This window comes from Amycolatopsis marina (assembly GCF_900111885.1).
Classification (GTDB): Bacteria; Actinomycetota; Actinomycetes; order Mycobacteriales; family Pseudonocardiaceae; genus Amycolatopsis; species Amycolatopsis marina.
In genome coordinates, this window is the sequence record NZ_FOKG01000007.1 from 42,853 (window position 1) to 66,766 (window position 23,914).

The 23,914-nt window shown below is 66.9% G+C and carries 24 protein-coding genes; 14 read left to right on the forward strand and 10 right to left on the reverse strand.

Annotation, left to right across the window (positions count from 1 at the left end; genetic code table 11):
* Positions 1-9 precede the first annotated feature (9 nt).
* Positions 10-837 (reverse strand): alpha/beta fold hydrolase, encoded by an 828-nt coding sequence (locus BM199_RS13160; protein ID WP_091673332.1) that lies wholly within the window; start codon positions 835-837, stop codon positions 10-12.
* A gap of 75 nt (positions 838-912) precedes the next feature.
* Here BM199_RS13160 and BM199_RS13165 point away from each other — a divergent pair, with 75 nt between their 5' ends.
* On the forward strand, positions 913-1,959 hold the full coding sequence (locus BM199_RS13165; RefSeq protein WP_091673333.1) for a sigma-70 family RNA polymerase sigma factor: 1,047 nt from the start codon (positions 913-915) through the stop codon (positions 1,957-1,959).
* Between the two features lie 24 nt (positions 1,960-1,983).
* On the opposite strand, the gene BM199_RS13170 is transcribed toward BM199_RS13165, so the two are convergent.
* The gene (locus tag BM199_RS13170; protein WP_091673335.1) at positions 1,984-2,721 is read right to left on the reverse strand and encodes a helix-turn-helix domain-containing protein; all 738 of its coding nucleotides are present in this window, start codon (positions 2,719-2,721) and stop codon (positions 1,984-1,986) included.
* Positions 2,722-3,047: 326 nt separating this feature from the next.
* Between BM199_RS13170 and BM199_RS13175 the strand changes: the two genes are divergently transcribed.
* Together BM199_RS13175 and BM199_RS13180 are read left to right on the forward strand one after the other, a co-directional pair.
* Positions 3,048-3,527, forward strand: coding sequence for an SgcJ/EcaC family oxidoreductase (locus tag BM199_RS13175; RefSeq protein WP_091673337.1), 480 nt, complete (start codon positions 3,048-3,050; stop codon positions 3,525-3,527).
* Positions 3,528-3,544: 17 nt separating this feature from the next.
* Positions 3,545-4,009, forward strand: coding sequence for a peroxiredoxin (locus BM199_RS13180; RefSeq protein WP_091673338.1), 465 nt, complete (start codon positions 3,545-3,547; stop codon positions 4,007-4,009).
* A 131-nt stretch (positions 4,010-4,140) separates the two neighbouring features.
* Here BM199_RS13180 and BM199_RS13185 read toward each other — a convergent pair whose 3' ends face one another.
* The 3 genes from BM199_RS13185 to BM199_RS13195 all read right to left on the reverse strand — a co-directional run bounded on the left by BM199_RS13185 (position 4,141) and on the right by BM199_RS13195 (position 6,424).
* A complete protein-coding gene (locus BM199_RS13185) occupies positions 4,141-4,596 on the reverse strand; it encodes an SgcJ/EcaC family oxidoreductase (protein ID WP_091673340.1) in 456 nt (151 codons plus the stop codon).
* A 22-nt stretch (positions 4,597-4,618) separates the two neighbouring features.
* Positions 4,619-5,077, reverse strand: coding sequence for an SgcJ/EcaC family oxidoreductase (locus BM199_RS13190; protein WP_091673342.1), 459 nt, complete (start codon positions 5,075-5,077; stop codon positions 4,619-4,621).
* A 108-nt stretch (positions 5,078-5,185) separates the two neighbouring features.
* Entirely contained in the window at positions 5,186-6,424 is a 1,239-nt protein-coding gene (locus BM199_RS13195; RefSeq protein WP_245788334.1) for an aminotransferase class V-fold PLP-dependent enzyme, read from the reverse strand.
* Positions 6,425-6,556: 132 nt separating this feature from the next.
* Here BM199_RS13195 and BM199_RS13200 point away from each other — a divergent pair, with 132 nt between their 5' ends.
* From BM199_RS13200 to BM199_RS13225, 8 genes are read left to right on the forward strand one after another with little or no spacing between them, the layout of a single operon-like run.
* Positions 6,557-8,146 carry a phytoene desaturase family protein gene (locus BM199_RS13200; protein ID WP_177242607.1) on the forward strand — a complete coding sequence of 530 codons (1,590 nt, stop codon included), beginning with the start codon at positions 6,557-6,559 and terminating at the stop codon, positions 8,144-8,146.
* A complete protein-coding gene (locus tag BM199_RS13205) occupies positions 8,136-8,471 on the forward strand; it encodes a hypothetical protein (protein ID WP_091673346.1) in 336 nt (111 codons plus the stop codon). Before BM199_RS13200 ends, BM199_RS13205 begins: the two co-directional genes overlap by 11 nt.
* Entirely contained in the window at positions 8,468-8,995 is a 528-nt protein-coding gene (locus BM199_RS33855; RefSeq protein ID WP_177242608.1) for a hypothetical protein, read from the forward strand. The genes BM199_RS13205 and BM199_RS33855 overlap by 4 nt, the downstream gene beginning before the upstream one ends.
* On the forward strand, positions 8,992-9,330 hold the full coding sequence (locus BM199_RS33860; RefSeq protein WP_177242609.1) for a hypothetical protein: 339 nt from the start codon (positions 8,992-8,994) through the stop codon (positions 9,328-9,330). The genes BM199_RS33855 and BM199_RS33860 overlap by 4 nt, the downstream gene beginning before the upstream one ends.
* On the forward strand, positions 9,330-10,172 hold the full coding sequence (locus BM199_RS33865) for an SDR family NAD(P)-dependent oxidoreductase (RefSeq protein ID WP_177242610.1): 843 nt from the start codon (positions 9,330-9,332) through the stop codon (positions 10,170-10,172). Before BM199_RS33860 ends, BM199_RS33865 begins: the two co-directional genes overlap by 1 nt.
* Positions 10,165-11,703 (forward strand): pyridoxal phosphate-dependent decarboxylase family protein, encoded by a 1,539-nt coding sequence (locus BM199_RS13215; RefSeq protein WP_177242611.1) that lies wholly within the window; start codon positions 10,165-10,167, stop codon positions 11,701-11,703. The genes BM199_RS33865 and BM199_RS13215 overlap by 8 nt, the downstream gene beginning before the upstream one ends.
* A 37-nt stretch (positions 11,704-11,740) precedes the next feature.
* Positions 11,741-12,838 carry a pyridoxal-phosphate-dependent aminotransferase family protein gene (locus tag BM199_RS13220; RefSeq protein WP_091673352.1) on the forward strand — a complete coding sequence of 366 codons (1,098 nt, stop codon included), beginning with the start codon at positions 11,741-11,743 and terminating at the stop codon, positions 12,836-12,838.
* A complete protein-coding gene (locus tag BM199_RS13225; protein WP_091673353.1) occupies positions 12,838-14,103 on the forward strand; it encodes an APC family permease in 1,266 nt (421 codons plus the stop codon). The genes BM199_RS13220 and BM199_RS13225 overlap by 1 nt, the downstream gene beginning before the upstream one ends.
* Here the strand turns inward: BM199_RS13225 and BM199_RS13230 are convergent.
* Positions 14,091-15,230: an aminotransferase class I/II-fold pyridoxal phosphate-dependent enzyme gene (locus BM199_RS13230; protein WP_091673714.1), complete on the reverse strand. Its 1,140-nt coding sequence runs from the start codon at positions 15,228-15,230 to the stop codon at positions 14,091-14,093. The two genes, BM199_RS13225 and BM199_RS13230, sit on opposite strands and share 13 nt — an antisense overlap.
* Positions 15,231-15,410: 180 nt before the next feature.
* On the opposite strand from BM199_RS13230, the gene BM199_RS13235 reads away from it, so the two are divergent.
* A complete protein-coding gene (locus BM199_RS13235; RefSeq protein ID WP_091673355.1) occupies positions 15,411-16,595 on the forward strand; it encodes an acyl-CoA dehydrogenase family protein in 1,185 nt (394 codons plus the stop codon).
* 144 nt (positions 16,596-16,739) lie between these two features.
* Here the strand turns inward: BM199_RS13235 and BM199_RS13240 are convergent, their stop codons facing one another.
* The 3 genes from BM199_RS13240 to asnB form a co-directional block, all read right to left on the reverse strand.
* Positions 16,740-18,287, reverse strand: coding sequence for a GMC family oxidoreductase (locus tag BM199_RS13240; protein ID WP_091673356.1), 1,548 nt, complete (start codon positions 18,285-18,287; stop codon positions 16,740-16,742).
* Between the two features lie 249 nt (positions 18,288-18,536).
* Positions 18,537-18,989: a DUF3224 domain-containing protein gene (locus BM199_RS13245; RefSeq protein ID WP_177242612.1), complete on the reverse strand. Its 453-nt coding sequence runs from the start codon at positions 18,987-18,989 to the stop codon at positions 18,537-18,539.
* Positions 18,990-19,066: 77 nt separating this feature from the next.
* Positions 19,067-20,908 carry an asparagine synthase (glutamine-hydrolyzing) gene (gene asnB, locus BM199_RS13250; protein WP_091673359.1) on the reverse strand — a complete coding sequence of 614 codons (1,842 nt, stop codon included), beginning with the start codon at positions 20,906-20,908 and terminating at the stop codon, positions 19,067-19,069.
* A gap of 323 nt (positions 20,909-21,231) precedes the next feature.
* Between asnB and BM199_RS13260 the strand changes: the two genes are divergently transcribed.
* A complete protein-coding gene (locus BM199_RS13260) occupies positions 21,232-22,563 on the forward strand; it encodes a nucleotide disphospho-sugar-binding domain-containing protein (RefSeq protein WP_091673362.1) in 1,332 nt (443 codons plus the stop codon).
* 50 nt (positions 22,564-22,613) lie between these two features.
* Complete coding sequence (locus BM199_RS13265) at positions 22,614-23,333, forward strand: DUF899 domain-containing protein (protein ID WP_091673364.1); 720 nt, start codon at positions 22,614-22,616, stop codon at positions 23,331-23,333.
* A gap of 33 nt (positions 23,334-23,366) precedes the next feature.
* Here BM199_RS13265 and BM199_RS13270 read toward each other — a convergent pair whose 3' ends face one another.
* Positions 23,367-23,876, reverse strand: a complete 510-nt coding sequence (locus BM199_RS13270; RefSeq protein ID WP_091673365.1) for a pyridoxamine 5'-phosphate oxidase family protein — start codon at positions 23,874-23,876, stop codon at positions 23,367-23,369.
* Positions 23,877-23,914 lie beyond the last annotated feature (38 nt).

Here is a 23,914-nt window from a genome sequence, read left to right on the forward strand (position 1 = left end):
GCGGGCCGACTATCGGTCGAGGACCGCGCGCATCCGGGCGACGAACGCGTCCGGCTCGCTGGTGAAGCCGACATGGTCGCCGGGAAACATCGTCGGTTCGATGCCGAGTGCCGCGGCCAGCGCCCGCGATGTGCGGTCACAGAGCTGTCCGGCCGACTCCTCACCGATGCCGACCACGACACGGGTCGACGCCGTACGCAGCGCCCCGATGTCGGGTTGCCAGCGGGTGGTTGCACGCAGCATGTGCGCATGGGCGAAGTGATCGTCGGCGACCTCCTGCGGATCACGGTCGCCGCCGAACATCTGCTCGATGGCCTCCTCCGGCAGATCAATGTTCGCGACGGCGAGGAACTTCCGCCAGGCACCGAGCACGTCACCGGAGAGGTGGGTGGCGATGATGTCCTCGGTCCTCGCGCGCAGCTCCTCGCGCTCGTCGAGCAGCTCGTCCAGTGGCGGCTCGTGCGCGATGACGGTGTGGACCAGTTCCGGATGCGTCTGCACGAGGGCGAGGGCGCTGACGGCGCCGCCGCTGGAGCCGAGGACCACGGCCGGTCCGGCGTCGAGGTGCGTCAACAGGCGTGCGAGGTCGTCGGCACGCAACTCCGGCGTCGAGTCCCGGTCGGGGTCGTCGACCGGGCTGCGGTGGATTCCCCGAGGGTCGGTGGTCAGCACCGTGTGCTCGGTAGCGAGACGATCGGCAAGCTGTTCGAACGACCTGGCATCCATCGGTGCGGCGGTCAGCAACACGAGGGGGCCGCTGCCGCGCACCTCGTAGTGCAGGCGGGCGTCAGCCACCCGCAGTGACTCGACCGTGACGGCTGGTGCCGCGTGATTCATCGGATCCTCCTGGTGGACGGCGGAAATCGCGTGTTCGGCGTAAGTGACTCCCGTCGTGGGGCAGAATCATCGGTTATGAGCGAAACTGTCGCGAAGGCCCCTGTGGCCGGTGCGGAGACCGGCCCCGAGCTGGCGCGGGCGCGCGACGGGGACGACGCCGCGTTCACCCGCCTTGTGGAGCCGCTGCGCAGGGAACTGCACGCGCACTGCTATCGCATGCTGGGCTCCGCGTACGACGCGGACGACGCGTTGCAGGACGCCTTGCTGAGGGCGTGGCGTGGGCTCGGGCGCTTCGAGGGGCGCGCTTCGCTGCGGTCCTGGCTCTACACCGTAGCCACCCGCACGTGCCTCGACGTGGTCGCGCACCGCCGCAAGCGCGCGCTGCCCGTGGACCTCGGTCCGTCCAGTACGCAGCCGGTGGTCGGTGACACCCCGCTGGTCGACGTTGCCTGGCTCGGTCCCTACTGCGATGCCGGCCTCGCCGAAGGACGGGCGGACCCGAAGGCCCGCTACGAGCAGCGGGAGGCCGTCGAACTCGCATTCGTCGCGGCGCTGCAGCACCTGCCGGGCAACCAGCGCGCCGCGCTACTGCTCTTCGAGGTCCTCGGCTTCTCGGTCGCCGAGATCGCCTCGACGATGAACACCTCGACCGCGTCGGTGAACAGCGCCCTGCAGCGGGCCCGGCGGATCGTCGCCGAGAAGATTCCTCCAGCCAGCCAGCAGCGGACGCTGCGCAGGCTCGGCGACACGCGGCTGCGGGAGATCGTCACCGGATTCTCCGCCGCGCTGGAACGCGGTGACGCCGACGCACTGGTCACCCTGCTCACCGAAGACGTCACGTGGTCCATGCCCCCGTTGCCGCACTGGTACCACGGCGTCGACACCGTGACCGACTTCGCGATCCGGATTCCGATGACCAGTTGCGGAAGCTGGCGCCACCTCCCGACCACCGCCAACGGACAGCCAGGGGTGGGTTGCTATCTGTGGGACGACGCCGTCCGCGAGCATCGGGCCTGGTCGATCAACGTGCTGACCCTGCGCGACGACCGCATCAGGGAGATCACGGCGTTCATCGGCGAAGAGCACTTCCCGCCGTTCGGGCTGCCTGTTTCGTTGCCCTGAGCGGCGGGATACGTCAGTTGGCGGCTATACCGCGACTCGCACAGGCGGGTTGAGGCCCGGGTTGGGTAGGGCCAGCAGGACCGGCGGGTCGAAGATTCGGGTGGGGCGCAGTTGGACGTCGGCGATTCGGGCGACGTCGGACTGGATCGTGATCGGGCCGTGGTGGCCCGTGTAGATCATGTCGTTCCGCTCGTCCCGGAAGAGGCACTGCGCCACGACGTGCCAGGTGCCCTGCGGGACGTTCTGGAACAGGTAGGGCCCCGGCTCGTCGAGAATGACGCACGCCGCCAGTGGTCCTTCGGGAATCCGGCTGGGGAACAGGCCGACGAAAACGGTGCCGGGGTTGGTTCCGGGCGGGACGCGGACCCTTCCGCGCACGGGGCCGAACCGGGTCCCGCGATGGGCCTGTCCGGCGGGGACCCATGGCAGGACCCCACGGAGCTGGCGGTAGGCGATGGGCGGGGCCCCGACACTCCTGCTGAAGCGGGTGCTGAAGGTGCCAACGCTGTTGTAACCGACGCGATGGCTGATGTCGGCCACGGTGATCGAGGTGGACAACAACAGCCGCTTCGACTCGGTCACTCGTAGCGCCGACAGAAACCGGCCGGGGGAGACCCCGGTAGCCTGTTGAAACACCCGGGAGAAATGGAACTTGCTGAACATCGCCGAGCGCGCCAGGTCGTCAATGGTGAGCCGCTCGCCGAGCTGCTCCTGCATGGTGCCGATGGCCCGCTCAACGGCGCGACGAACGATGTCATCCATTGCGGAGTCCCCTCAGGGCCCTTGTCGGCCCGCTCGGCGAAATTTCGCGATTCGAATTCCTCTCACCGCACATTAGCGCCGTGCCCGACATCTTCTTAAGTGCTTCATTCACGAGTTGGCATGATTTCCTGCACCGCGGAACATGAGAAATTCATAGTCGGCAGCCGTTGTCTCTCATCCCCGGCGGCCAGGGCCGGGCAACCCTGCGGACCCGGCCCCACGGTCGGCGTCTTCGCGCAAGGCAGAGGACTTCTCGGCGAGCGCGTTGCGCGAAGGTTGTCTGAACCGACAGGCGCGCGACGACTAGCGAACAGGGAGAAAACAGCATGGCTGCAACGACCACGCCGTGGGGAGACGCGTCGGCCATCCTTGCCGCCGCGGGCATCGAAGAGGACACCTCGTACTACCGCGAATTCACCGGGGACGACGAGAAGGCCGTGCTCACGGTCGCGATGCGCATCCAGGAGGGCTGGGAGCGCAACGATGCCGACTTCTTCGCCGAGACCTTCACCGGCAACGGCAGCCTGCTGATGAAGGACGAGCAGCTGACCAGCCGCGAGCAGATCCGCGACTACATGAAGGCAGGTTTCGAGGGCTACTTCCGTGGCGCGCGGGTGCGCGGCTGGCCGTTGTCGGTCAAGTTCCTCAGCGAGGACACGGCGATGGTGATCAGCCAGGGTGGCATCCTGCTGGAGGGCGAGACGGAGACCGCTCCCGAGCGGCAGGTCCGGGTCACCTGGGTGATCGTCAGGGACGGCGGCGAGTTGAAGCTGCTGTCCCACCAGACCAGCCCCATCAAGGGATGACGGAAGGGTATCGGCTCATGGTGGTTGAACCAGGTTCGGTGGCGCCGGACTTCACGCTCAGCGATCTCGACCGGGAGCAGGTGTCGCTGGGCTCGTTGCGGCGGGACAACAACGTGCTCCTCGTGTTCTACCCGTTCGCGTTCAGCCCGCTCTGCCAAGGAGAGATCTGTCAGGTCCGTGACGAACTCGCCGGCTACCGCGACGAGGACGTCCAGGTGGTCGGCGTCTCCGTGGACACCCCGTTCAGCCTCAAGGTCTGGGCGGAGCAGCAGGGCATCACGTTCCCGCTGCTGTCCGACTTCTGGCCGCACGGGGCGGTCGCGAAGACCTACGGCGTGTTCAACGACGTCGGCGGGATGGCCAACCGCGGTACCTTCCTCATCGATACCGAGGGAATCGTCCGATTCGCCGAGATCGTCTCCCCACGGGAGTCCCGCGACCAGACCAAATGGAAGAAGGCCGTCGCCGCGTTGCGCGGATGAACCGACTTCACCCGAGCCCCCGCGCCCGCCCCGGCGCGGGGGCTCGCTTGTATCCCGTGCCACGGATACAGGAATGCCACTTATGGAACGGCCAAGGTTCCATAAGTGGCATCTGCGAAGGAAAAGCGCGCTCAGCCCGCGATGGGGCTGGTCTGGTGGGACAGCAGTTTCCAGTCGCCACCTTCCTTGACGATCACCCAGGTCGCGCGGACTTCGCGTTCCCGAGCGACCTCGGTTTCGCCTTTGAGGACGAGGCCGCCCTTGGTGACCGCGAAGGCGACGGTGTCCGACAGTTTGCGGATGACCACGGGAGTTTCCTCGATCCGGGCGCCCGCATAGCCGTCCGCGAAGGCCTCCTTCATGTACTCGAGGATTTCTTCGCGGCTCGTGAGCTGGTTGTCACCGACGAGCATGCTGCCGTTCTCGGTGAACACCTCGGCGAACAGTGCGGCGTCGTTACGTTCCCACGCGCCACGAATGCGCAATGGCACACTCAGCACCGCGCCCTCCTCGCCGTTGGGGAAGTCGCCGTAGTTGGACGCCCACTTCTTGGCGCCTGCGACCAGTTCGGATGCCTTGCCTGGCATGGTTTTCTCCTCGGTTCGGGGGTTACCAGCGGAGGGTGGCGCCTGCGCCACGGGGGCTGTTCTGATAGCCGGCCAGGTACCACTGACCGTCCTGCTTCACGCAGACCCAGGTCGAGCGCACGGCGAGTTCGGGGTCGATCTCGGTCTCACCGGGAGCGAGGATCCCGCCGTGGGTGCGCACCAGTGCGACCGTGTCCGAGGCGAACCGGACATCCACCGGAGTTCCCGTCACACCGCTGCCCTTGAACGGGCCGGCGTAGGCGGCCTTCATGAACGCCCGGATCTCCTCGCGGCCGACCTTGTACACGTCACCGGGCAGGACCAGGATCCCGTCGGCGGTGAACACCTCCGCCACGCCATCAGCGTCGTTTTCCGCCCACGCACCCACCAGACGCAGCGGGACGCTCAGAACTTCCTTCTCGCGTTCGGAAGTGAACGGACCGTAATAGGCCGCCAACCTGTCCTCAGCACTGACCGACATAAAAGTCTCCTCATCGATGCGATCGCATAGCAATGGTCGTCCCGGGTCCATTGTCCGCCGGTGACCCGGGATTACTTCCTCTGTCCTGCGGCTGTCGGCATCGCGGGTTCAGGCGGCGGCGCGGACGGTGGTCAGCTCGGCGAGTGCCGTGACGAGACGATCGATGTGCGCGCGGGTCGTGCCGAGGCCGATGCTGGCACGGACGATCGAGCCGTCCGTGCCGCCGAGCAGCTGGCGCACGAGATTGTGAGCGCACATCTTGCCATCCCGGACACCGATTCCGTAGGAGTCAGACAGGGTCTGGGCCAGCGAGTGCGGGTCCCATCCTTCGATGACGAACGAGACTATTCCCACCCGTGGCGAATCAGGCCCCCACAACGACAGTTCGCGCAGACCGGGAACCGAGGACAGACCGGAGCGCAAATGCGCGAACAGTCGTTCCTCGGCCGCGGCGAGCGCCGGCCGGCCCGCGGCGTCCAGCGCCGCGCAGGCCGCCGAGATCGCCAGTGCGCCAAGGACGTTCGGACTTCCCGCTTCATGTCTTTCCTCCGGCGCGGATGCCCAGATGACGGTGCCGGAGCCGACCGTCTTGCTGGCGCCACCGCCACGCAGGTACGGATCCGCGTCGCGGAGCCAGTCGCCCCGACCGATCAACACACCGGAGCCGAAGGGCGCGTACAGCTTGTGGCCGGAGAAGGCCAGATAGTCCACGTTAGACATGTCCAACGGTCGGTGCGGAGCGAGCTGCGCCGCGTCCACCGCGATCCGGGCGCCGCGGGCGTGCGCGGCAGCGGCCAACTCGTCGATGGGCCACAGTTCTCCGGTCACGTTCGAAGCCGCGGTCACCACGAGCAGCCCGCCGGGTGCGAGTACGTCGGCGGCCGTGGCCACGGCGTCCTCCGGCGAGCGGGGCATGGGTAGTCGCACCACGAAATGCCGGTGCAGCCAGGGAAGCAGGTTGGCGTGGTGCTCTGATTCGAAGACCACGACGGTGGTGCCCAGCGGAACACAGGAGGCGAGCAGGTTCATCGAGTCGGTCGTGTTGCGGGTGAAGATGACCGAATCGTCGGGCCGGGCCGCCGCGAAGCGCCGCACGGTTTGCCTGGCGTTCTCGTAGGCGCGGGTGGTCATCCGGGAAAGGTGTCCCGCTCCCCGATGGACGCTGGCGTACAGCGGCAACGCCGCGTCCAGTGCGTCTTTGACCGCGAGCAGGCAGGGGGCGCTCGCGGCGTAGTCGAAGTTCGCGTACGGCACCTGCGATCCGTTCGCCAGCGGCACCGCGACATCCGCGCCTGCCACCGCGGGCAGTGCCGGTTCCAACTGCAGTGAAGACACGGTAGAAGACACGGTGACCTCCTGGTGAAGTTCTCCGGGAGGAGCATGCCGATTCGGGGTGAGGCAGGGCATCTCTGGTAGTGCGCATTGCCAAGAGCATCCTCGGAGATGCCGCCCGGTGACGTGTTCACCGACGATGGATTGGTGACTGAATCATATGACGTGGTCGTGATCGGAGCGGGGCACAACGGTCTGGTCTGCGCGGCTTACCTGGGACAGGCGGGCTACCGCGTCGCGGTGGTCGAACGGCGTGAGCTGGTGGGCGGCGCGTGCATCACCGAGGAGATCTTTCCCGGCCACCGGTTCAGCACGGCCAGTCTGGTGACCACCTTGTTCCGCAAGGAGATCATCGACGACCTCAGTCTCGCCAAGCACGGGATGGAGGTACTCGAGCGCGATCCGTCGGTCACGGCCCTCCTGCCCGATGGGCGTTATCTCACCTTCAGCGCCGATTCCGCGAAAATGGCCGCGGAAATAGGAAAATTCTCCGAGCAGGACGCGGACAAGTATTTCGAATACGGCGACGCGATGCGCCGGATCGCCCGTTTCGCCGAGCCCTATCTGCTCGGCGGGTCCAGGAAACCGTTGCTTGAGGACATTCCCGCGTTGAAGGCGGCGCTGGGAGCCGCCACCGCGCTCGGCGACAAGGACCTTCGCCTGCTGGTGTCCACGCTCTTCGGTAGTGCGCGTGAGGTGCTCGACGAATGGTTCGAGTCCGAAGCACTGAAGGTCACGCTGGCCACGGACGGCACCGTCGGCATCGACGGCGGGCCGTCCATGCCTGGTACCGCCTACCTGTTGCTCTACCACCAGATGGGCGCGACCGAGGACGCTCGGCCGTCGTGGGGCCAGGTGAAAGGCGGGATGGGGAGCATCACGAAGGCGCTGGCCGCGGCGTGTGCCGAGTTCGGGGTGGACATCTTCACCGGGCAGGCGGCCGAGCGGATCCTGCTTGGCGACGGTGCCCGCGGCGTCGAGCTCGTGGACGGCACCCGGCTGGACGCGCGGGTGGTGGTTTCGGGGGCCGACCCCAAGGCCACCTTCGAGAAGCTACTCGAACCCGGTGCCGTGCCCGCGAGCTACCGTGCCGCACTGGCGGGCCGCGAGTACCCGGGTGTCGCGGCGAAGGTCCATCTCGCGCTCGACCATCTGCCGGGGGTCCGCGGCTTCGACGGATTCGGTGAGCACTTCAAGGGAACACTGCAGATCCTGCCCGACATGGATCATCTCGACCGCGTGCACGCCGAGGCGAAGGCGGGGATCCCGCCCGCCCAGCCGCATGTCGAGTGCACCGTCCCGAGCATCCTCGATCCCGGTCTCGCCCCGCCGGGCAAACACGTCATGAGTATGTATCTGCAGTACCTGCCGTACCAGCCGGCAGGCACGACCTGGGACGAGATCAGGGAGTCCTATCTCGACACACTGCTGGCCTACGTCGAGCCGTACCTGCCGGGACTCACAGCGGCGGTGACCGACCGTCGGCTGTTCACCCCGGCGGACATCGAACGTGAACTCGCGCTACCCGGGGGGAATCTCTACCACGGTGCGATGTCTCCGCGAGACCTGTTCGCCGGGCGGCCGGTGGGAGGTTACGCCGACTATCACACCCCGGTGCCAGGGCTCTTTCTGTGCGGCTCCGGCACCCGGCCGGGCGGCGGGGTGTTCGGGATACCGGGCAAGAACGCGAGCGAAACCATTCGCAGGCATTTCGAGGAGTGGCGTCATGAGCAGTAAGGACGAAGAAGGGCACGACGGTGGCGAGCTGGGTGGAATCAAGTCCATTTCCCTGCCAAGCGACGGAAAGATACCCGATGCGCTCACCAGCGTCGCGGGCCAGGAACACTATGACGGCTACTTCCGGCTGATACGGGAACGCCCGGACCTCACGACCTGGACGCGGTCCTGCTTAGACGTTCAACGTGAGGTGCTTGAGGACCTAGAGCACAGCACCCTGTCCGATGAGGAGAAGGCCGCGATTCTGGCGGGCTGTGTTGTGGTACTGCACAGCACCCTGGAGGAGTGGGTGGCCCCCTCCGGGTACGGAGAGGCTGTCGCGTGAATGACACCGCACAAGCAGTGCTCCGCTGGAAGCTGGGGCATCAGCTTTTCCACCTGCATCTGGCCACGATGAACGGGCTGCTGCTGCAGGGGGAACACGCGCTAGAGAAGTCTCACTGGCCGGAGCTCGAAGCGGTCTTCGGCAGGTTGACCGTCCTCTATGACGCGGCGACGGCGACGATGCGCTACGCCGCGGACTTCAGTCAGGAGCTCTACGAGCGGGTGATCCGCCCTTCGATGGCACCGCCGTTCATGACACCGGGATTTTCCGGCGTGCTGAACATCGAACACGAGCAGATGCTCAACCGACTCACCGCGCTGCGGCGCGGGTTCAAGTCCGCGGACCGGGCCGGGCGGGCGCCCGGTGACGTGCGCGATGCGGCCACCAGGCTCTGGTCCGCGCAGTCGCGCAACCGGCGCCACCACATCTTCGTCTGTGAGCAGTTCGTACCGGAGGGGAAGTCTCTGCTGTCCGAGTTCTTCCACTCCAGGCAATCCACTACCGATGAGGAGAGAGAGTCATGATCCACGTTCTGGAAACCTGGGAACTGAAGGACGACTACGCCGACCGCGTGCCCGAGCTGATGCAGAAGATGGACAATCTGGTCGGCCCGCGAGCGCACGAGCACCCTGCCTTCCTGGGGCACGCCACCTTCTACCAGCACGAGCACCAGGCCACCAAGGTATGGGTGATGTACCCGTGGCGCAGCCGCGAGGAGGCCGAAGAGCTGATTTCCGGGGAGGCGTCGCTGATCAGCGAGTTCGAGGAGACGTACTGCGCCGCGCCGCGCGAGATCAGCTACCTCACCGAGGTCCCGCACGAGCACGACCACGACGACGACCACGAGCACGAGCACTGATGCGGACCCGGCTACCCGGCACCGGCCAGGTCGCTCTCGTCACCGGCGGTGCGCGGGGGATCGGCAGTGCCCTGTGCGAGCGTCTCGCCGAAGAGGGCGCGATGGTCGCGGTGAACTACCGCAGCGACTCCGCGAGCGCACAGGCGCTCGTGGACCGGCTCCGGTCGGCCGGTGCCCGCGCGGTGACGGTCCGGGCCGACCTGTGCGACCCGGAGCAGGCCGAACTCGCCGTGCGCCGGACCGCCGAGATGTTCGGTGCGGAAGTCTCGATACTGGTCAACAACGTCGGTGAGTTCGTCCTCGGCGCGGCGGCGGAGACTTCGGCGCAGCGCTGGGGGTTCATCATCGACAGCAACCTGAACTCGGCGTTCTACGCGACAAAGGCGGCGTTGCCCGGTATGCGAGCCAGGGGGTTCGGCAGGGTCATCACCGTCGGACTCGCTCCCGCACTCCACGTCAGGGGCGCGCCGAACCTCGCGGCATACACGGTGGCGAAAACCGGGATCGCGGTGTTCACCCGGTCGCTGGCCATCGAGGAGGCCAGGCACGGCATCACGGTGAACTGTGTCGCGCCCGGCCTGATCGACAACGGGCATCTGCCACCGGAACAGGCCCAGTGGATGGCGAAACGGATGCCCGCGGGACGGTTGGGCACCGCGGACGACATCGCTGACGCGGTGGCGTTTCTGGTCTCCGACCGCGCCGGGTACATCTCCGGCGCCACACTTTCGGTATCGGGCGGCTGGGACTGGGACAACCGGCCGATCGACCACGACGAGGACGTGACCGAGCTTTTTGCCGAGGAGCCCGGTCAGGTCGGCGATGAGGCCGCCCATGTCTGAGAGGGCGTCTGAGGACTGGAAACCGCGAGGACACGGTGAGCCGTCGAACTCGGCCGACCCGAGTTTCCGGAAGGGCTCTGAGAGTCCCGGCGACTGGCCGCCCGAATTGTTCGAGGAGCACGGCAGGGAGCTGCTCGCGGTGCTCAGGGCGCACTTCGAGTCGATCCGGGAGGTCCCGGTGACCGTCCCGCGCGGCACCGGGGAGCTTTCGGCCTCACTGCGGCAGGACCTGCCCGAGCACGGCGTGGAGTTCGAGCGAGTACTCGACGACACCCGCGAGCTGGTCCTGCCGTACCTGGTGCACTGGAACCACCCGTCGTTCCACGGCTATTTCTCCAACAGTGCCAGCTTTCCGGGGATACTCGCGGAGACGATGACGGCGGCGCTGAACGTCAACGCGATGCTGTGGAAGAGCGCCCCCGCCGCCTCCGCGCTCGAACGGGTCGTGCTCGGGTGGGTCGCGGAAATGGTCGGCTACCCGGCGGAAGCGGACGCGGTGCTGGTGAACGGTGCTTCGCTGGCAACGCTGTACGCGCTCGCGACCGCGCGCGACGCCGCGCTCGGGCCGAGCGTGCGGGTGGAGGGCCTGGCCGGGCGCGATCTTCCGGTGCTGCGGCTCTACACGTCCGACCAGGCGCACAGTTCGGTCGACAAGGCCGCGATCACCCTCGGCTTCGGTCAGGTGAACCTGGTCAAGGTGCCGTCGGACGAGCGGTACCGGATGCGGCCGGAGGCACTGGAAGCGGCGATCCTCGATGACCTGGCCGCCGGGTACAAACCGGTGGCCGTCGTCGCCACCGTCGGCACGACCTCGGTCGGGGCGGCCGATCCGCTCCAGGAGATCGCCGACGTCTGCGAGCGAAATGGCGTCTGGCTGCACGTGGACGCGGCGTTCGGCGGGTTCTGGCGGCTGGCGCCGTCGCTCGCCGGCCAGGTCGAGGATCTGACCCGCGCGGATTCGCTGGTGGTCAACCCGCACAAGTGCCTCTACATCCCGATGGAGGCGACGGTGTTGCACTGCAGACACGAGGGTGCGCTCGCGGACACGTTCCGCCTGGTCGCCGAGTACCTCACGTCGGCGCAGGACGAGCACACCGTCGACTACATGAACCTGACACCGCAGCTGGGACGTAGTTTTCGTGCGCTGAAACTGTGGTGGGTGATCAGGACGTTCGGCCGGACGGGTCTTGCGGAGCGACTGGAGCACAGCGTCGAACTGGCGGTCGGGCTACGGGAAGCGGTCACCGCGGAACCGCTGTGGCGCTGCCCGGTGGACTCGATCTACCCCTTGGTGTGTCTGCGCTACGAACCCAGCCAGGATCGGGAGGTCTGCGACCGGCTGAACGCCGAGATCGTCGAGGAACTCAACGCCTCCGGCGAAGCCTTCGTTTCGCACACGGTGATCGACGACGGCTATGTGATCCGCGTGTCGATCGGCAATATCCACACCACCCGCGCCGACGTGGAACGGCTGTGGCGCGCACTGCGCGAGATCGCCGCGCGGCGGTTCCCCTTGGCGCGTGCGGCCTGACAGCGCTTGACGGCATTCGACAACAGGGGAGCAGACGATGAGTAACGCGCTGGCGGCGGTCGAAGGCGGGCAGGGCGAGATCAGGCATCTGATGATCCCCGGCCCGTGCCGGCTGCATCCCCGTGAGCTGGCCGTGCTGGGGCGGCAGATCCAGCCGCACTACGGGCCAGGCTGGATGGCCGATTTCCGTGCGGTGCGGGAGGATCTCACGCTGCTGCTGGGGGCTGACCGCACGTACCTGCTGCCGGGGTCCGGCTCGGCCGGGCTGGACGCCGCGCTGTTCAACCTGTTCGAACCGGGCCAGCGGGTGGCCGTGGTGGACTCCGGCTACTTCGGCAGCAGGCTCGTCGCGATGGCGCGGGCGCACGGGCTCGAGGTGCGCGTCGTGCCGTGTGAACCGGGGCGCCCCGTCGACCCGGCGCGAGTGGATCTCGGCGGCTGCGAAGGCCTGCTCGTCACCCACGTGGAGACGGCTACCGCGGTCCGCCATCCGATCGAACGGCTGGCGCGGCTCACGCACGAGTCCGGCGCGGTGCTGCTCGTCGATGCCATCGCGGCGGCGGGCGGCGAGCACATCGACATGCGCGCGATGGGTGTCGACGCGCTCGTCTCCGCGTCGCAGAAGGGGCTCGGCGGCGCACCCGGTCTGGCCGTGGTGGCGCTCACCGAGTCGGGCAGGCAACGGATCGACGCCCGCTCGGTTCGACCGCCCACCTGGTACTTCGACCTCGCGCGCTGGGAGCGGGCGTTGACCGAGGACGACTGGGAGCCCACCCCGGTGACGATGCCGACCAGCCTGGTGCAGGTGCTGGCGAGCAGCGTTCGGCGGATTCACCTCGCCGGCCGGGAAAACTGGGTCGGCGAGCGCGCCGCGTTGCGCGCCGAATGCCGCGATGGCCTGCGGCGCCTTGGGTTTGACGTCGTCGCCGAGGACGAGCACGCGGCGAACCTGGTGGTCGTCGCCCGCCATCCACGCGCGAACGAGCTGTGTGACCGGCTGTTGGCTGCTGGGTTGATGATCGCGGCGGGCCTCGAGCCCTTCGCGGACGTGACGTTCCGGATCGGGTTGGTCGGTACCGCCGCGAACCGGCAGATGGTCGAACTGCTGCTGGACGAGATCGAGCGAGCCCGGTGATGGCCACCTTGCGCCGGTCGCTGGGCGTTCCCGGCCTGGTCATCCACTACGTGACCTCGGTGGTCGGGGTCGGCATCCTCATCCTGCCCGGACATGCGGCCGCCGAGGCCGGGCCGTTGTCACTGCTCGCGTGGGCGTTGTTGATCATCTACTCCTATCCGCTCGCGCTGACCTTCGCGCGGCTGTCCGGGCAGTATCCGAGCGCTCGCGGTATCGCCGGGTTCGTCGGCTCCGCCTTCGGCGAGCGGGCGGGCCGCTGGGTCGGGGCGTTCCTTGTGTTGTCGCTGCTCATCGCGAACCCCGTGCTGGGTCTCGCCGCGGCAAGGTACCTGCTGAACATGTGGGAGCCCGACCCCAGCGACCTGAAGGTGGTCCTGCTCGGCCTCGTGATCATGGTCGGCTCGATCCTGTTCAACCTGTTCGGGGTCAGGACGAGCAGCCTCGTGCAGGGGGCCGTCCTGGTCACGCTCATCACGTTCCTGGTCGTGGTGATGATCATCGCCATGCCCAGCGCCGACTCCGCACACCTGACGCCGTTCGCGCCACACGGGATGTCCAGCCTCGGCGCGGCACTGATCGTGTGCTTCTTCGGGTTCATCGGCTGGGAGAACGCCGCACCCGTCGCCGAGGAGGTGGTGGACCCCGCCCGGACGTTCCGGAAGGCCATCGCGCTGGCCGTGTTCGTGATCGGATTCCTGTACCTGGCGATGGCCGCGACGATCGTGCTGGTGGTGCCGCCCGGGACCGCCGAGGGCAGTCAGATCACCGCGTTCACGACGCTGCTGCGGATCGTGAGCGGCGAAACGATGTCGCAGGTGGGGGGTGTCGTCGCGGTGGTGTTGCTGTTGCTCGCGACGAACGCGTGGGTCCTCGGCACCTCGCGGGTGATCTACTCGACGGCCAGGGAAGGGTTGCTCCCGGCCGCATTGACGAAGATTTCCGCCCGCCGGGGAGTGCCCTACCTCGCGCTGTTTTCGCTGATCGCCGGCTACGGCGTGCCGGTTGGTCTGCTCGCGGTGACCGGCAGCACGGAGGAACGGCTCATCACCGCGACCTCCGCGGCTTTCCTGCTGATCTTCCTGTTCACCTTCCTGGCCGCGCACCGGCTGCTGACCGGGCGCGGCGCACGGGCGTGCAACGCCGGTGTCGCCATCACCGCGGCGGCGATGCTGCCCTTCTTCGGCGCCAGCCTGGTCTACGCGGCGGTGCTGATGCTGCTGGCGCTGCTGATGGTGGGCAGAAAACAGGACGTTCAGACCCGCTGACGCCGCTCGATCCAGCTCGCCCACACCTCGAGCGCTTCCTTCGGGTCGCTGCGCCCGACACCGACGCGGAAGCGGTCGGTGGGGACGGGAGTCAGTTCCGAGACGTACATGCTGGCCGGCAGCAGCAGCACACCGGCTTCGGCGACGAGGTCGGCGCACATCGCTTCGACCCCGTCCGCACCGAGGTAGCGCGGGAAGGTCACGCAGCCGCCCTGGGGGGCCCGCCACTCGAACAGGCCGGGGAAGGCGGCGAAGAAGGCGTCGAACTCGGGCACGTTCGCGGCGATGATCCGGCGGTTGCGGTCCAGCAGGCGCTCGCGGGAGTGCAGCGCGATCAGAGCGAGCATCTCACTGACGGTCGAGTTGCAGATGGACGCGTAGTGCTTGGCGCCTTCGAGCCGCCGCAGCAGTGCGCGGTCCCGGCAGGCGATCCAGCCGATACGCAGTCCGCCGAGTCCGTATGCCTTGGACAGCACGTTGAGGGAGAGCGCGGTGGCCGAAAGGTCGGCGGCCTGCGGCAGGGTGGTGTCCTGGTCGGTTTCGACGCCGCGGTAGACCTCGTCACTGAACAGCCGGATCCCGTGTTCGTCGCAGAGCCGCACCAACCGTGCCCAGTTCCGCTGGTCCGGAACCGTGCCGGTGGGGTTGTTGGGGAAGTTGACCGAGACGACCCTGGTGTTGGGGCGGATGGCCCGTTCGAGCGCGTCGACGTCGAGGTGCCAGTCGTTCGACGGGTCGAGCGCGATGCCGGTGACCTCGCAGATCGACAGGGGGATGGTCTCGGCCGCCTGGTAGTTCGGCGTGACGACGATCGCGTGGTCGCCCGCGTCGAGCAGGACGTGCATGGCGAGGTTGAGCGCTTCCTCCGCGCCGGCGAAGCAGAGCACGTCCTCGGCCTCGAGGTGCTCGTATGTGCCCGCGATCGCCTCGCGGAGCGCGGGCAGGCCGTAGGTTTCGCCGTAACCCAGATCCATGCCTTCCCAGCGAGCACGATCTTCGTCGCCCGCCATGGCGAGCAGTTCGGCCTTCGTCACCGTTTGCGCGTCCGACGCGGTGAGGTGATAGCGCGCGACGAACTCCCACTTGGAGAAATAGGATTCCAGTCGAAACTCGGGAAGCGTAGGCATGGCGCCAGTGTGGCCCCGACTGGTGAGGGCCGCGTCTCCTTTCGTGCGCACCTTCGGCGCCGTCTGTCCGAACTCGCGTTGCTGGCGCCGCCGGACGAGTCCGCAAAGGAAGAGGCGCAGGCGGCGACGGCTTGCTGAGACTCTCGAAGATACTTTGACGACCGGTCCGAGGAGTACATTGTGGAGTCCAACGAAACACCGACGGAGCAGGAACTCGTAAGCCGTGCCTCGAACCTGGTGCCGCTGCTGAAGGCGAACGCGGCCTGGACGGAGGAGAATCGGAGGCTGCATCCCGAGACCCTCGAAGCACTGGCCGACAGTGGCTTTTTCCGGCTGCGAATCCCGAAGCGGTACGGCGGATACGAGGTCGGTCTTCGCACGCTGTCCGAGATTGTCGCCGAGCTCGCCCGCGGTGACGGCTCGACCTCGTGGACCGCGGGCGTCTGGACGATCAGCACCTGGATCGCCTGCCTGTTCCCCGACGAGGTGCAGGACGAGATCTTCTCGACCCCGGACGTGCGTGTCTGCGGCATTCTCAGCCCTACGGCGACGGCGAAGCCGGTGCCGGGCGGGTACGTCGTCAACGGCAAATGGACGTTCAACTCCGGCGCCCAGCAAAGCCACTGGAACACGAACTCGGCGATCCTGCTCGACCCCGACGCCGATGGGCCCCAGCCGATCATGACGGCGATCCCGTTGAAGGAAATGAAGATCGTCGACGACTGGTACACCTCGGGCCTGCGTGGCTCCGGCAGCGTGAGCACCGTCGCGCGCGACGTGTTCGTCCCCGCCGAACGGGTGCTGAAGATGGGCCCGGTGCTGCGCCAGCAGTACTCTTCGGTCCTGAACGCCGACTCGCCGATCTTCCGTGCACCGTTGCTGCCCACCGCCTGCGCCACCGTGAGCGCGACGGTGCTGGGCCTCGCGAAGGCGGCCAAGGAGGCATTCTTCGAGCGGCTGCCAGGACGCAAGATCACCTATACCGACTACACCGAGCAGGCCGCGGCGCCGCTGACCCACCTCCAGGTCGCGGAGGCCACGGTGAAGGTCGACGAGGCCGGGTTCCACGCACTGCGCGCCGCGGACCTGGTGGACGCCAAGTCCGCTTCCGGTGCGGAGTGGACGCTGGAGGAACGCGCTCGCGTCCGGTTGGATCTCGGCGCCACCTGCCAGCGCGCCAAGGAAGCCGTCGACATCCTGAGCACGGCCAGCGGCGGCTCGTCGATCTACAGCTCGGTGCCGATCCAGCGCATAGAACGCGACATCCGCACGTTGAATCTGCACGCGGTCATGCACCCGAACACCAACCTCGAGCTCTACGGCCGCATCCTCTGCGGTCTTGAACCGAACACCCACTACCTCTGAGTGCCCGTGTCGGCAGCGAGGTCCCCGGCAACAATGCCGGGGACCTCGCTGCTCCATGTCTCCTGAAACCAGAAACCGCGCGATCGTGGCGTTGTTCCGGTTGTCCGCCAGACGCCCGGGTTTCCAGGCGCCTGGCGGGAGAACTCAGGCGGTGGCTTTGCGAACGAGGTCCGCCGCCTTCTCCGCGATCGCGATGGTCGGGGCGTTGGTGTTGCCGCGGGGGACCACCGGCATCACCGAGGCGTCGGCGACGCGCAGGCCGCCGACACCGCCGACGCGCAGTTCGACGTCGACCACAGAGCCGATCGCGCAGGTGCCCACGGGATGGTAGATCGAGTGGGTGTAGCGGCGGATGTACTCGGCCAGGTCCGCGTCCGATTCGGAAGCCGGCGGCCGGAACGGGGCCGAAGCGTAGTCCCGCAGCGCGTCCTGACGAGAGATGTCGAGTGCGATACGCAGCGCGGCGATCGCGTCCGAGAGATCCTCGGGCTCAGCGAAGAAGTTGTGCTGGATACGCGGTTTCGTCGTCGGGTCGTCGGAGGCGATGGTGACCGCGCCGCGGCTGCGTGGGGTGAGCATCGAAGGGCCGAAGGTCAGCGCGTGCGCGGTCGGCATGGCTAGTCCGCTGTCGATGAACATCACCGGTGCGGCCAGGTACTCCACGTCCGGGGCGGGCAGCTCCGGCCTGGTCCGGACGAAGCCACCGGTTTCGGGGCCGTTGCAGGTCAGCGGTCCGCGGCCCTCGGCCATGAACTGCTGGAAGTTCTCCTGCGCTCCGGCGGCGAGCATGCTCACCGGGTGCTCGTGCGTGAACACCAGCGGGGTCAGCGTGTGGTCGGAGAGGTTCTGGCCGACCAGCGGCTGGTCCACGACCACCGGCACACCCAGCGGGCCGAGCAGCGCGGCGGGCCCGATGCCCGAGTGCATCAGCAGTTGCGGCGAGTTGTAGGCGCCCGCCGCGAGGATGACCTCGCGCTCGGCGCGGATCGTGAGCTCTTCGTCGAGGCGCTGGCCAACCACACCGACGGCCCACTCGTTCTCGATCAGCACCCGGTGCACCGTGACGTTGGTTTCGACAGTGAGGTTCGGCCTGTTCAGCGCGGGGTGCAGGAACGCGGTGGCCGTGCTCGCCCGGCGCCCGTCCTTCTGGGTCAGTTGGAAGTAGCCGAACCCTTCCTGGGACGCGCCGTTGAAATCGTCGTTGGCCGCGAAGCCCGCTTCCACCGCGGCGTCGACGAACGCCGTGGACATCGGGTTACGCGAACGGTTCTCCGAGACGGTGAGCGGGCCGCCGGTGCCGTGGAACTCCGACTCGCCGCGCTCGTTGTCCTCGGAGCGCTTGAAGTAGGGGAGCAGATCGTCGAAGCCCCAGCCGGGCTGGTCCCAGCCGTCGTAGTCGAGCCGGTTGCCGCGGATGTAGATCTGGGTGTTGATCGAACTCGTCCCGCCCAGCACGCGGCCACGCGGCAGGTAGATCCGGCGCCGGTCGAGGAACGGCTCGTCGTGTGTGTCGTAGTCCCAGTCGAGGTTGGTGCGGAACAACTTCGCGAACGCCGCGGGAACATGGATGTTCGGTGAGGTGTCAGCGGGCCCTGCCTCGATGAGGCACACCCGCACTTCGGGGTCCTCGCTGAGCCTGGCGGCGAGTGCGCAGCCCGCCGATCCAGCCCCGACGATCACGTAGTCATACATGTGTCCTCCTTGCATGCGCTATTGGAAGCGGCAGCTCGGTGCGACGGGCATCGCCCACGACTGCGGCGTCACACGACGTTGCTGGCGATTTGGTGAATCAACGATGTCATCGTCCCGGCGAAGGGTGTCGTGTCGCATCTCTGATGCTGCTACTTCTTGTTATATCGCGACGAAGTACCGGCAAAGGGAGATCTGTCGATGCCGGCCGACCGGCGGCCGTGGACGTGAGCAGCGCACCGGCGGCGATGTTCAACCGCCGCCCCAACTCGACGTGACCGTGGATCGTCCTTGCGGGAGCTGATACGAAAGGGTGTATCTGACCACACCGTCATCGGTCGTGGTCACGGTGCCGGACCCGGTCGCCCCGGTCAGTTCGCCGGTTCCGGAACCCTCGACGATGTGCCAGTCCACGTCGACGGGCCCGGTCGGACGCCGGGTGCCGGTTCCCTCGGTCACGAAGGTGCCGGATCTGCCCCCGAGGCTGCCGACGACCCTGGCCATCACGCGAAACGGCCCGGTGTCGGAGTGGACCCGCTGGATGTAGACGTGGTAGCCACGACCATCCATTCCCCCGGTGTATTGAAACTCGGTGATGGTGTACAGCAGTTCGATCCCGCTCGGGTCGGCCGGGCCCAGTCGGTTGTCCTGGTAACTTACGATTTCGACGGTTCCTGTCGCGTAGCCACTGTTTTCCGCGGTCATTGATAATGCGCCTCCTGGGAACTCAAGAGCGGGATGTGCGGGCCGAGGGTTATTCGACGGGCAACCGTCCGCCGGACTCATGACAGCTCGACCGCCGGCGAATAGGTGTCCCACCACATCGCGAGTTCCAGAGCTCTTTCGAGCGGGGCCCGCGAGGCGAAGGTGGTTCGGGCGCCGCCGTCCCGCACCTCGCCCTTGAGCCAGTCATAGCTGATCAGGTCGAACACCGGGTGCGTCGGCCGGGCCAGCAGTCGGCGGGCGCCGTCGCGCAACGCGGAGGCATACCCCGGGTCCTGAGTGGACGGGTACGGCGCCTTGACCCGACGCAGGACCGACGGGGGAAGCAGGTCGGCGACCGCCGCCCGTAGCAGGCTCTTCTCCTTGCCGTCGAAGGTCTTCAGTGACCAGGGCGTGTTGTAGACGTATTCGACGAGCCGGTGGTCGCAGAACGGCACCCGGACTTCGAGCCCGGTGGCCATGCTGGTGCGGTCCTTGCGATCCAGCAGCACTCGTACCCAGCGGGTCAGGTGCAGATAGCTGATCTTGCGTTGCCGCCACTCGATTTCGCTCTCGCCGTCGAGCCGGTCGATCTCACTGACCGCGTCGGCGTAACTGTCGTGGAGATAGGTGTCGAGATCGACGGTCTTCCGTGCCTGTGGCGTAAGGATCTGCGAGTCTTCACCGAAGTACTCCGGCCAGCGGACCAGCCAGGGGAACTGCCTCTCCTGCTGGACCAACGGATCGAAGAACCAGCGATATCCACCGAACACCTCGTCCGCGGCCTCGCCGGAAATAGCGACGGCGGAGTGCCGTTTGATCTCCCGGAACAGCAGGTACAGCGAGCTGTCGAGGTCACCGTTGCCGCCGGGCATGTCTCTGGCCCGCAGTGCCTTGGCACGGATCCCGGGGTCGGCATGGGCGGCAACGTCCAGCATGATGTCCTGGTGATCGGAGCCGACCCACGCGGCCACCTCGTGGGCGAACGGGGAGTCGGCATCGGGCCGTACGGCGTCACTGACGAAGTTGTCGGTACGCCCCTCGAAGTCCACCGAGAAACTGCGAAGGGCCGTCCCTGCCTCGGCAAGCTGCCTGGCCGCGATCCCGGTTATCGCGGACGAGTCCAGGCCACCGGAAAGCAGCATGCACCGCGGCACATCGGAGACGAGCTGGTGGCTCATGATGTCCTCGAGGAGCTCGCGAATCCGAGCCACCGTCGTGTCCAGGTCGTCGGTGTGCTCGGTCGTTCGCAGGGTCCAGTAGACGTGTTCACGTAACCCGTTCGGCCCCACGGTGACCACAGTGCCCGGCTTCACCTCGCGCATCCCGCGCCAAAAGGCGTCACCGGGGGTCTTGATGTACGCGAACAGCTCGCGAATGCCGTCGGTGTTCACGACGCGTTCGGCGAGCGGGTTCTCCAGAATGGCCTTGGGCTCGGAACCGAACAGCACGCCGTCGGGGGTGCGGTAGTAGTAGAGGGGCTTGACGCCCAGCCGGTCGCGTATCAGTACCAGCTTGCGTTCCGCGGCGTCCCAGATCGCCACGCCGTACATGCCGTTGAGGTGTTCCGCGACGGCCTCGCCCCATTCCATGTACCCCCGCAGGACGACCTCGGTGTCCGATCTCGTGGTGAAGTGATGGCCGCGCGCACGCAGCTCCTCGCGGAGTTCGACGAAGTTGTACGCCTCGCCCGAGTACACCATCGCTATCTTGCCGCGTGGCGTTTCGACGCACATGGGCTGTCGCCCGCCAGGCAGGTCGATGATGGCCAGCCGGCGATGGCCGAGCGCGGCGTGCTCGTCCACCCAGGTGCCCCGATCATCTGGACCGCGCACGGCCATGGAGTCGGTCATCGCGTCGAGGATCCGGGTCTTCCCACGGAGATCGCGTTGGAAGGAAATCCATCCGGCAATTCCGCACATGGTTACACCTCCTTCACGAAAGAATTCGGTCTCGGATGGTTCGATTCATGGAACCAGCATTAGTGCCATACTGAATCCCTTGCCAAGAACCGGCGTCCTTCAAAATGCGGCATCCCGATCCCGCCCTTGGTCAGAATGCGCCGTGGTCGGGACGACCTGGTTCGGACCTGCGTTCCGGATCGGACAGCGCACGATGGAAGGTTCGGCGAACAGTCGAGGCTGGTTTCATGGATACCGCTGCACATACTGATCGACATCGCCTACGCCGGCATCTGCCACTCCGACATCCACCACCACGGCGACCGGAATCTTGGAGGACTTTGATGCGAGTCGTATTCGTCGTCTGGCCGGCGGCCGCACACCTGTACCCGATGGTTCCGCTCGCCTGGTCGTTGCAGTGCGCGGGGCACGAGGTCTGTGTCGCTTCCCATCCGAACCTGGCCCCCTACACCAAGTCGGTCGGTTTGACACCGGTCTCCCTCGGCGGCGACGACCTGCCGCCACCGACCGGTCCGGCCGGCGCATACCCCGCCGAGCGGGAGATGATGGCCGGGATGACCGACGAGCTACTCGGAGAACTCGACGATCGTGAGCCGTGGGACACGGTGACCCAGTTCCTGCTTCCCGCGGCGTGGGACTTCAATCCGTACCAGGCGCCGCCATCGCAGCCACTGCCGGTAATGGATGATCTTGCTGAATTCACCCGGAACTGGCGGCCGGACCTCGTGTTGTGGGATCCGTGCATGCCCGGAGCCGCGGTGGCTGCCAAGGCTTGCGGCGCCGCTCACGCGCGGCATCTCTACGGACAGGACTACCAGGCCTGGCTCGGCGACAGGCTCGCGGCACACACCGACCGAACCGGAGTGGAGCTGGAGAATCTGCTGGCCGGGACGATTCGGCCGATGGCAGAGCGCTACCACGTCGACGTGGATGACGAACTGCTCTTCGGTGCATGGACGATCGACCCGATGCCCGTTCCGACTCGGCTACACACCACCACGAACACGGTCGGAATGCGGTGGATCCCGTACTCGTGGCAGACGCCGCTGCCGAGCTGGCTCAAGTCCCGCGCCGAGCGCCCACGGGTGGCCCTCACACTCGGGGTCTCCCAACGGGAGTTCCTGAAGGGGGGCTGGGACTACGTCCCCACACTGCTCGACGCGGCATCGGGCATCGACATCGAGATGGTCGCGACGCTGAACGCCACGCAACTGGTCGACGTCTCGCAGGTACCGGGCAACGTTCGCACCGTCGACTACGTGCCGCTCAACCAACTGTTGCCGACGTGTTCAGCCATCATCCACCACGGCAGCAGCGGAACCCTCGCGGCATCGTGCACCGCGGGCCTGCCGCAGCTGATCACCGATCACCCGCAGGTGGTCGCGGAAGCTGTCACCGACGACGAAGGCGGGATGGGCGCGACCAAACACACCTCGTCAATTGTCGGGGCACGGTACATTACGAGTCGCGGTGCGGGGGCGATCGTGGACATCGCCAACCCTTCGGCCGAGGTGATCAGAAAGCAGATCCTCGATGTTCTCGCCAAGCCGTCGTTCCGCATCGGAGCGGCACGCGTCCGCGACGACTACCTCGCCATGCCGAGCCCGAGCGAGATCGTCCCCACGCTCGAGAGGTTGACGGCCGCACACCGGTAGTTTCGTGCCTCGCGGCACGGGACCTGAACGACGAGATCGGGAGTCATTGGATGGCATATCCACAGGTCGTTTCCAGGGAGGAATGGCTGACCGCGCGCAAGAACCTGCTCGCGCAGGAAAAAAAGCTCACCCGGGCACGGGACAAGCTCAACAGCGACCGGCGGCGATTGCCCATGGTCAAGGTGGACAAGAAGTACGTTTTCGACGGGCCCAACGGTAAGGTGACGTTGCCGGAGCTGTTCGAGGGGCGCCGCCAGCTGATCGTCTACCACATGATGCTGACGCACTGCCCCGGTTGCTCCCTGCTCGTCGACAACATCGGCCATCTGGCCCATTTGCACGCGCGCGACACAACGCTCGTCGTGGTGAGCAGGAGTCCGTTCGCCGAACTTGACGCCTTCCGTAGCCGCATGGGCTGGACGATGCCGTTCTACAGCTCCCAGGAATCCGACTTCAACTACGACTTCCATACCACAGTGGACGCATCAGTCGCGCCGGTCGAAATCAACTACACGAGCCAGGAAGAGTTGCGGGCGGCGGGCGTCGAGTACGAAGGTGAAGTTGCCGGTGTCAGCGTTTTCCTGCGCGACGGCGAGGACGTTTTCCACACCTACTCCACCTACGAGCGCGGCACGGACCTGCTGAACGGCACGCTGGTCTACCTCGACCTGACGCCGTTGGGCAGGCAGGAGGACTGGGAAGAGCCCGCAGGCAGAAGCAACACCTCGGCGTGCGGCTGGTGGCAGCTGCACGACGAGTACGAACGGTAGGACATTCACCTGCCGGACCGGCATCTGGCTGGGCTAGAAGCGCCATCGGGTTGCGCTGAAGCCCTCCTCTTTGCCGAATGCGAATACCACCCTCGGCGCGACCGCGAAGACGTGCTGAGGATCGCTCAGAGCGGTGTCGGCGGGATCGTGGAACTCGCCCTCCCTGACGAATGGGTGCCACCACGGATACTTGATGGGGTACAGGTCCGCGATTCGTTGCAGCCTGGCGGCGTCGCGGACGAGGTTCGCCGTTCCTTCGACCACGAGGTCGACGTCGTGGCCGGGAACAGTGATGGCACAGTAGTCATTCGTTGCGAGGTCACGGGCCTTGCGGGTCTGTCGGCGGGTGACGAAGCAGACGGCGCCTTCCAGCCAGACGGCCAGCACCGGCACCATGTGCACCCGCCCGTCCGCGCCGGATGTCGCGAGCAGGTAGTCCCCGTTGTCGGCCAGCCGCGTCCGTGCGTCAGCCCAGGTGAGCGCCGTCAGCGGCGCGCCGCCAGGGCTGGACAGCTGCTCGGCTGCCGGTTCCGGTTCTGCCATCTTCCGCTCCTCATGTTTGGTTGCTGCCCACCACGGGA

What these genes read in the sequence shown, in the direction of transcription:
- BM199_RS13160 (WP_091673332.1), bottom strand. Translation starts at nt 837, where the DNA reads ATGAATCACGCGGCACCAGCCGTCACGGTCGAGTCACTGCGGGTGGCT.
- BM199_RS13165 (WP_091673333.1), top strand. Translation starts at nt 913, where the DNA reads ATGAGCGAAACTGTCGCGAAGGCCCCTGTGGCCGGTGCGGAGACCGGC.
- BM199_RS13170 (WP_091673335.1), bottom strand. Translation starts at nt 2,721, where the DNA reads ATGGATGACATCGTTCGTCGCGCCGTTGAGCGGGCCATCGGCACCATG.
- BM199_RS13175 (WP_091673337.1), top strand. Translation starts at nt 3,048, where the DNA reads ATGGCTGCAACGACCACGCCGTGGGGAGACGCGTCGGCCATCCTTGCC.
- BM199_RS13180 (WP_091673338.1), top strand. Translation starts at nt 3,545, where the DNA reads ATGGTGGTTGAACCAGGTTCGGTGGCGCCGGACTTCACGCTCAGCGAT.
- BM199_RS13185 (WP_091673340.1), bottom strand. Translation starts at nt 4,596, where the DNA reads ATGCCAGGCAAGGCATCCGAACTGGTCGCAGGCGCCAAGAAGTGGGCG.
- BM199_RS13190 (WP_091673342.1), bottom strand. Translation starts at nt 5,077, where the DNA reads ATGTCGGTCAGTGCTGAGGACAGGTTGGCGGCCTATTACGGTCCGTTC.
- BM199_RS13205 (WP_091673346.1), top strand. Translation starts at nt 8,136, where the DNA reads ATGAGCAGTAAGGACGAAGAAGGGCACGACGGTGGCGAGCTGGGTGGA.
- BM199_RS33860 (WP_177242609.1), top strand. Translation starts at nt 8,992, where the DNA reads ATGATCCACGTTCTGGAAACCTGGGAACTGAAGGACGACTACGCCGAC.
- BM199_RS33865 (WP_177242610.1), top strand. Translation starts at nt 9,330, where the DNA reads ATGCGGACCCGGCTACCCGGCACCGGCCAGGTCGCTCTCGTCACCGGC.
- BM199_RS13215 (WP_177242611.1), top strand. Translation starts at nt 10,165, where the DNA reads ATGTCTGAGAGGGCGTCTGAGGACTGGAAACCGCGAGGACACGGTGAG.
- BM199_RS13220 (WP_091673352.1), top strand. Translation starts at nt 11,741, where the DNA reads ATGAGTAACGCGCTGGCGGCGGTCGAAGGCGGGCAGGGCGAGATCAGG.
- BM199_RS13225 (WP_091673353.1), top strand. Translation starts at nt 12,838, where the DNA reads ATGGCCACCTTGCGCCGGTCGCTGGGCGTTCCCGGCCTGGTCATCCAC.
- BM199_RS13230 (WP_091673714.1), bottom strand. Translation starts at nt 15,230, where the DNA reads ATGCCTACGCTTCCCGAGTTTCGACTGGAATCCTATTTCTCCAAGTGG.
- BM199_RS13240 (WP_091673356.1), bottom strand. Translation starts at nt 18,287, where the DNA reads ATGTATGACTACGTGATCGTCGGGGCTGGATCGGCGGGCTGCGCACTC.
- BM199_RS13245 (WP_177242612.1), bottom strand. Translation starts at nt 18,989, where the DNA reads ATGACCGCGGAAAACAGTGGCTACGCGACAGGAACCGTCGAAATCGTA.
- asnB (WP_091673359.1), bottom strand. Translation starts at nt 20,908, where the DNA reads ATGTGCGGAATTGCCGGATGGATTTCCTTCCAACGCGATCTCCGTGGG.
- BM199_RS13260 (WP_091673362.1), top strand. Translation starts at nt 21,232, where the DNA reads ATGCGAGTCGTATTCGTCGTCTGGCCGGCGGCCGCACACCTGTACCCG.
- BM199_RS13265 (WP_091673364.1), top strand. Translation starts at nt 22,614, where the DNA reads ATGGCATATCCACAGGTCGTTTCCAGGGAGGAATGGCTGACCGCGCGC.
- BM199_RS13270 (WP_091673365.1), bottom strand. Translation starts at nt 23,876, where the DNA reads ATGGCAGAACCGGAACCGGCAGCCGAGCAGCTGTCCAGCCCTGGCGGC.